Below are 6,655 nucleotides of genomic sequence, written 5' to 3' on the forward strand. Positions count from 1 at the left end.
CCGCCCCGGCGTACAGGGCGTCACCCCCGTTGTCCCCACTGCCCGCCAGCACCACCACCCGGCTGCCGTACACCCGCCCCAGACGCCGGATCAACAGCCGCGCACACGTCGCCGCCAACCCGGCCGCCGCCCGCTGCATCAACGTCCCCTCCGGCAGCCTGGCCATCAGCGCGGCCTCAGCGGCCCGGACGACTTCCACAGGGTGTGCATGACGCATGCGAGGGCTCCTTCAGCAGTCGGCTACCGCCGACGCTAGCCCGCGCCGCCGCCCCACGGGAGCCGGGCCTGCGGCACACTTTCGAGTGACAACCACTTCGATCCCCCGCCGGTGTCGGTCCGTACGCCTACCTTGTGGCCCGGCACGGACCCACAGGAGGGAGAAGGGCCATGGTCGCCATGCCAGCTGTCGAGCACCCGCTGGGCGAGGACAGCCTCCTCCAGGCATTCCTGGAGCTGGAAACACCACCTGGCTACAAGGCTGAACTCATCGAAGGGGAGATCTTCGTGACACCGCCGCCGGACGGAGAGCACGAAACCGCGTTCTCCCTGCTGAACCGGCAGTTCATGCGAAAGGCCGAGGCCGAGTTCGACCTGTCGGGCAACAAGGGGCTCATCGTGCCGACAGGCCGGTTCATCCCCGACGGCACCGTCAGCCCGGTCGGACACTTTCTGAATTCCGATTCATGGGCGGACGCCGCCGGCGTACTGCTCGTCTTCGAAGTCACGTCCACCGCTCCCCACCGGGATCGCGAGACGAAGCGCCGTGGGTGCGCCGCCGCCGGCATCCCGTGCTACCTGCTGGTCGACCGCAGTGAAGGCATGGTCACCCTGTTCACCAGCCCCGAGAACGGCGACTACACCGAGAAGGAGCCAGTCCCCTTCGGCAAGCCCATCGACCTCCCCGCCCCGTTCTCCTTCACGCTCGACACGGCGCCCCTGCGGTAGGACGCAGCCACCGCAGGGGCGCCGGCCGTACTACTCGACGGTGACCGACTTCGCCAGGTTGCGCGGCTGGTCGACCTCGTGGCCCTTGGCCGTGGCCAGCTCGCAGGCGAAGACCTGGAGCGGGACGGTGGAGACCAGCGGCTGGAGCAGGGTCGGGGTGACCGGGATGCGGATCAGGTGGTCCGCGTACGGGACGACCGCCTCGTCGCCTTCCTCGGCGATCACGATGGTGCGGGCGCCGCGGGCCCGGATCTCCTGGATGTTGGAGACGATCTTGTCGTGCAGGATCGACCGCCCGCGCGGCGAGGGCACGACCACCACGACCGGCAGCCCCTCCTCGATCAGCGCGATCGGGCCGTGCTTGAGCTCGCCCGCCGCGAAGCCCTCGGCGTGCATGTAGGCGAGCTCCTTGAGCTTGAGCGCGCCCTCCAGGGCCACCGGGAAGCCGACGTGGCGGCCGAGGAACAGCACCGAGCGGGCGTCGGCCAGCGAGCGGGCCAGCTCGCGCACCGGCTCCATGGTCTCCAGCACCTGCTCGACCTGCTTCGGAGCGTCGCCGAGCTCCTTGATGACGGCGAGGATCTCGTCGCCCCACTTGGTGCCGCGCACCTGGCCCAGGTAGAGGGCGACCAGGTAGCAGGCGACCAGCTGGGTCAGGAACGCCTTGGTGGACGCGACCGCGACCTCCGGCCCGGCGTGGGTGTACAGCACCGCGTCCGACTCGCGCGGAATGGTCGAGCCGTTGGTGTTGCAGATCGCCAGCACCTTGGCGCCCTGCTCACGGGCGTGCCGCAGGGCCATCAGGGTGTCCATGGTCTCGCCGGACTGCGAGATGGCGATGACCAGCGTGCCCGGGCCCATGATCGGGTCGCGGTAGCGGAACTCCGAGGCGACCTCGACCTCGCAGGGGATGCGGGTCCAGTGCTCGATCGCGTACTTGGCGATCATGCCGGCGTGGAACGCCGTGCCGCAGGCGACGATGACGACCTTGTCCACCGAGCGCAGGTCGGCGTCGGAGATGCGCAGCTCGTCGAGGGTCAGCCGGCCGTCGGCGCCGATCCGGCCGAGGAGGGTGTCGGCGACGGCCTTCGGCTGCTCGGCGATCTCCTTGAGCATGAAGTAGTCGTAGCCGCCCTTCTCGGCGGCGGAGGCGTCCCAGTCGACGTGGTACTCGCGCACCTCGGCCGGGGTGCCGTCGAAGTTGGTGACGGTCACGCCGTCCCGGCGCAGCTCGACGACCTGGTCCTGGCCCAGCTCGATCGCCTCACGGGTGTGCGCGATGAAGGCGGCGACGTCCGAGGCGAGGAAGTTCTCGCCCTCGCCGCGGCCGACCACCAGCGGCGAGTTGCGCCGGGCGCCGACGACCACGCCGGGAGCGTCGGCGTGCACGGCCACCAGGGTGAAGGCGCCGTCCAGCCGGCGGCAGACCGCCCGCATGGCCTCGGCGAGGTCGCCCTGGTACGCCTCGCCCAGCAGGTGGGCGACGACCTCGGTGTCGGTCTCGGACCGGAGGGTGTGGCCGCGCTCGGCGATCTCGGCCCGCAGCTGGGCGAAGTTCTCGATGATGCCGTTGTGGACCACGGCCACCCGCTGGTCGTCGTCCAGGTGGGGGTGGGCATTGGCGTCCGTCGGGCCGCCGTGGGTGGCCCAGCGGGTGTGGCCGATGCCGGTGGTGCCGCCGGGCAGAGGGGACTCGGCGAGCGACTTCTCCAGGTTGCCGAGCTTGCCGGCCCGCTTGTCCGTGACCAGACTCCACTGCCCCTGGGAGTCCTGTGCCTGCACCGCGACACCGGCCGAGTCGTAGCCCCGGTATTCCAGTCGCTGCAGGCCCGCAATTACTACGTCGAGGGCGGACTGTGCGCCCACGTATCCAACAATTCCGCACATGCGTGCCAGCATAAGGGCGGTTCTGTGGCCCTTCTTCCCTTCCGCACCAACGCTGCGTGACCGACACCACAACCACGGTGAACACCGCTACGGCCCACAATGGAGCATGTGCTGACCGAACTCTGTACGCGGGGCGCCGCCACGCCCGGCCCGTCACCGTCCCCCTACGTGGACCTCAGCCGGGCCGAGTGGAGCGCGCTGCGCGAGCGTACGCCGCTGCCGCTGACCGCCGAGGAGGTGGAGCAGCTGCGCGGCCTCGGCACGGCGCTCGACCTGGACGAGGTGCGCGACGTCTACCTGCCGCTGTCGCGGCTGCTGAACCTGTACATCCACGCCACGCACGAGCTGCGCGGCGCGCTGGGCACCTTCCTGGACACCCCGGACACCGAGCGCACCCGCACCCCGTTCATCATCGGCGTGGCCGGATCGGTCGCGGTCGGCAAGTCCACCACGGCCCGGCTGCTCCAGGAGCTGCTGGCCCGCTGGCCCGAGCACCCCCGGGTCGAGCTGGTCACCACCGACGGCTTCCTGCTGCCCAACGCCGAGCTTCGCCGCCGCGGCCTGATGGCCCGCAAGGGCTTCCCCGAGTCGTACGACCGCCGGGCGCTGATGCGCTTCGTCGCGGACGTGAAGGCGGGCAGGGAGCGGGTCAGCGCGCCGGTGTACTCGCACCTGGTGTACGACATCGTGCCGGACGAGCGGCTGACCGTGGAGCGCCCGGACATCCTGATCGTCGAGGGCCTGAACGTGCTCCAGCCGGCCCTGCCCGGCACCGACGGCCGCACCCGCCTCGCGGTGGCCGACTACTTCGACTTCTCGATCTACGTCGACGCCCGCACCGACGACATCGAGCACTGGTACCTGGACCGCTTCCGCAAGCTGCGGCAGACCGCCTTCCAGGACCCGAACTCCTACTTCCGCCGCTTCACCGAGGTGCCGGAGGAGGAGGCGATGGAGTACGGCCGGCAGGTCTGGCGCACCATCAACAAGCCCAACCTGCTGGAGAACGTGCTGCCCACCCGCGGCCGGGCCACCCTGATCCTGCAGAAGGGGTCGGACCACAAGGTCCGCCGGGCGCTGCTGCGCAAGCTCTGAACACCGCAGGCTCCGAACAGCACGGCGAAGGGCCCCCGCGAGGCGGGGGCCCTTCGCCGTGTCCGGGGTCAGCCCAGGTGGGTGCGGACGGCCTCGGCCAGCCGCTGCGCGACCGTCTCGGCCTGCGCCGGGTCGGCGGCCTCGACCATGACCCGGACCAGCGGCTCGGTGCCGGACGGGCGCAGCAGCACCCGGCCGGTGGAGCCCAGCTCGGCCTCCGCCCCGGCGACGGCGGCGGCCAGCTCGGTGCTGGTGCGCACCCGGCTCTTGTCGACGCCCTTGACGTTGATCAGCACCTGCGGCAGCCGGGTCATCACGGCGGCCAGGTCGGCCAGCGGCTGCTTGGTGGCGGCCAGCCGGGCGCCCAGCATGAGGCCGGTCAGGGTGCCGTCACCGGTGGTGGCGTGGTCCAGCAGGATGACGTGGCCGGACTGCTCACCGCCCAGCGCGAAGCCGTGCTCCTTCATGGCCTCCAGCACGTAGCGGTCGCCGACGGCGGTCTCCACCAGCTCGATGCCCTCGCGCTCCATCGCCAGCTTGAAGCCGAGGTTGGACATCACGGTGGCCACCGCGGTGTTGCGGCGCAGGGTGCCGGCCTCCTTCATGGCGACCGCGAGGATGGCGATGATCTGGTCACCGTCCACCTCGTCGCCCTCGGCGTCCGCGGCCAGGCAGCGGTCGGCGTCGCCGTCCAGGGCGATGCCGAGGTCGGCCCGGTGCTCCTTCATCGCGACGCGCAGCCGGTCCAGGTGGGTGGAGCCGACCCCGTCGTTGATGTTGAGGCCGGTGGGCTCGGCCCCCAGGGTGTGGACGACCTCGGCGCCGGCCCGGGCGAAGGCCTCGGGGGCGACGTAGGCGGCGGCGCCGTGGGCACCGTCGATGACGACCTTGATGCCGTCCAGGCGGTTGGGCAGCACGCCGATCAGGTGGGCGACGTACTTGTCGAAGCCCTCGGTGTACTCGCGCACCCGGCCGACGGCCGCGCCGGTCGGACGGTTCCAGTCCTCGTCCCCGACCGTGTGCTTGCGGTAGTGGGCCTCGATCTCGTCCTCGATCCGGTCGTCCAGCTTGTGGCCGCCGCGGGCGAGGAACTTGATGCCGTTGTCCGGCATGGCGTTGTGGCTGGCCGACAGCATCACGCCGAAGTCGGCGCCGAGCGCGCCGGTGAGGTAGGCCACGGCCGGGGTGGGCAGGACGCCGACCCTGAGCACGTCGACGCCGGCGCTCGCCAGACCGGCGATGACGGCGGCCTCCAGGAACTCGCCCGAGGCACGCGGGTCACGGCCGACCACCGCGACCGGCCGGTGCCCGTCGAAGGCGCCGGCCTCGCCGAGCACGTGGGCGGCCGCGACCGACAGCCCGAGCGCCAGCTCCGCCGTCAGGCCTTCGTTGGCCACCCCGCGCACGCCGTCCGTACCGAAGAGTCGTCCCACTGTCCCGTCCTCCATCACCATGCTCGGAACCCACCGATGATCCCGGCCGCCCCACGTTGGCCGGGGAACACGTCGCCCCGGAGTACACGGGGTACTCCGGGGCGACGGTTTGCGCAACCAGGGGGTTCGCCGCCAGGGCGGACCGCACCCCCGGGGACGCGATTAGCGCTTGCTGTACTGCGGCGCCTTGCGGGCCTTCTTCAGACCGGCCTTCTTGCGCTCGACGGCGCGGGCGTCACGGGTCAGGAAGCCGGCCTTCTTCAGCGCGCCGCGGTTGTTGTCCACGTCGGCCTCGTTCAGGGCACGGGCGACGCCGAGGCGCAGCGCGTAGGCCTGGCCGGAGACGCCGCCACCGCTGATGCGGGCGACGACGTCGTAACGGCCGTCCAGCTCGAGGAGCTTGAAGGGCTCGTTCACGGTCTGCTGGTGCACCTTGTTGGGGAAGTAGTCCTCAAGGGTGCGACCGTTGATCTTCCACTGCCCGGTGCCGGGGACGATGCGCACGCGGGCGATCGCCTCCTTGCGACGGCCGAGGCCGGCGCCCGGGATGGCCTCGCCGAAGCGGCCGGCCAGGGACTCGGAGGTGTAGCTCTCCTCGGAGGTGTACTCGCCCTCGACGACGGTCTCGTCGAAGTCGACCTCAAGGGTTTCAGTGGTCTCGGCCACGGTGTTCCTCAGCTCTTTTCAGTGTTGGGGGGCTTGGTGGCCGAATTACTGCGCGACCTGGGTGATCTCGAACGGCACCGGCTGCTGGGCAGCGTGCGGGTGCTGGTCGCCCGAGTAGACCTTCAGCTTCGAGAGCATCTGACGGCCCAGGCTGTTCTTGGGGATCATGCCCTTGATGGCCTTCTCGACGGCCTTCTCCGGGTTCTTGTCCAGGAGGTCGTCGTAGCGGACCGAGCGGAGACCGCCCGGGAAACCGCTGTGGCGGTAGGCCAGCTTCTGGGTCTTCTTGTTACCCGACAGGTGCACCTTGTCCGCGTTGATGATGATGACGAAGTCACCAGTGTCAACGTGCGGCGCGTAGATCGCCTTGTGCTTGCCCCGGAGGAGGTTGGCGGCCTGGGAAGCCAGGCGGCCGAGCACGACGTCGGTCGCGTCGATGACGTGCCACTGACGCTGGACGTCGCCGGGCTTGGGGCTGTACGTACGCACGGTCGTAGCCTTCGCTTTTCAGTGAGTTGGTCCTGACAGGAGCACCCGGACGGAAGAGCAGCCTGGCCAGCCTTGGACGCAATTCAAGGCGGGCCGCTGGTCAACGACCTGATGTCTCCGGCGTACCGACCTCTCACGTG

Annotated in this window: 7 protein-coding genes; 2 read left to right on the forward strand and 5 right to left on the reverse strand. The window is 70.4% G+C overall.

Going from position 1 to position 6,655, the window contains the following annotated elements; translation table 11 throughout:
- Nucleotides 1–217 (reverse strand): NAD(P)H-hydrate epimerase (locus tag J0670_RS26035; protein ID WP_243437527.1); only part of this gene is annotated, 217 nt, incomplete at its 3' end.
- Nucleotides 218–396: 179 nt separating this feature from the next.
- Here J0670_RS26035 and J0670_RS26040 point away from each other — a divergent pair.
- Nucleotides 397–945, forward strand: coding sequence for a Uma2 family endonuclease (locus J0670_RS26040; protein WP_207814108.1), 549 nt, complete (start codon nucleotides 397–399; stop codon nucleotides 943–945).
- Between the two features lie 30 nt (nucleotides 946–975).
- Here the strand turns inward: J0670_RS26040 and glmS are convergent, their stop codons facing one another.
- Nucleotides 976–2,832: a glutamine--fructose-6-phosphate transaminase (isomerizing) gene (gene glmS, locus J0670_RS26045; RefSeq protein ID WP_207814105.1), complete on the reverse strand. Its 1,857-nt coding sequence runs from the start codon at nucleotides 2,830–2,832 to the stop codon at nucleotides 976–978.
- Between the two features lie 99 nt (nucleotides 2,833–2,931).
- Here glmS and coaA point away from each other — a divergent pair, with 99 nt between their 5' ends.
- Complete coding sequence (gene coaA, locus J0670_RS26050; RefSeq protein WP_207814106.1) at nucleotides 2,932–3,927, forward strand: type I pantothenate kinase; 996 nt, start codon at nucleotides 2,932–2,934, stop codon at nucleotides 3,925–3,927.
- A 68-nt stretch (nucleotides 3,928–3,995) separates the two neighbouring features.
- Here coaA and glmM read toward each other — a convergent pair whose 3' ends face one another.
- The 3 genes from glmM to rplM form a co-directional block, all read right to left on the reverse strand.
- On the reverse strand, nucleotides 3,996–5,360 hold the full coding sequence (glmM, locus tag J0670_RS26055) for a phosphoglucosamine mutase (protein WP_207814107.1): 1,365 nt from the start codon (nucleotides 5,358–5,360) through the stop codon (nucleotides 3,996–3,998).
- A gap of 162 nt (nucleotides 5,361–5,522) precedes the next feature.
- Entirely contained in the window at nucleotides 5,523–6,026 is a 504-nt protein-coding gene (rpsI, locus tag J0670_RS26060; RefSeq protein ID WP_307806694.1) for a 30S ribosomal protein S9, read from the reverse strand.
- Between the two features lie 45 nt (nucleotides 6,027–6,071).
- The gene (gene rplM / locus J0670_RS26065; protein ID WP_035848207.1) at nucleotides 6,072–6,515 is read right to left on the reverse strand and encodes a 50S ribosomal protein L13; all 444 of its coding nucleotides are present in this window, start codon (nucleotides 6,513–6,515) and stop codon (nucleotides 6,072–6,074) included.
- Nucleotides 6,516–6,655 lie beyond the last annotated feature (140 nt).

The organism is Streptomyces sp. FH025 (genome assembly GCF_017427025.1).
Classification (GTDB): Bacteria; Actinomycetota; Actinomycetes; order Streptomycetales; family Streptomycetaceae; genus Kitasatospora.

Bases quoted from the DNA above. Each gene is read 5' to 3' on its own strand.
- J0670_RS26040 (WP_207814108.1), top strand. From the start codon at position 397: ATGCCAGCTGTCGAGCACCCGCTGGGCGAGGACAGCCTCCTCCAGGCA.
- glmS (WP_207814105.1), bottom strand. From the start codon at position 2,832: ATGTGCGGAATTGTTGGATACGTGGGCGCACAGTCCGCCCTCGACGTA.
- coaA (WP_207814106.1), top strand. From the start codon at position 2,932: ATGGAGCATGTGCTGACCGAACTCTGTACGCGGGGCGCCGCCACGCCC.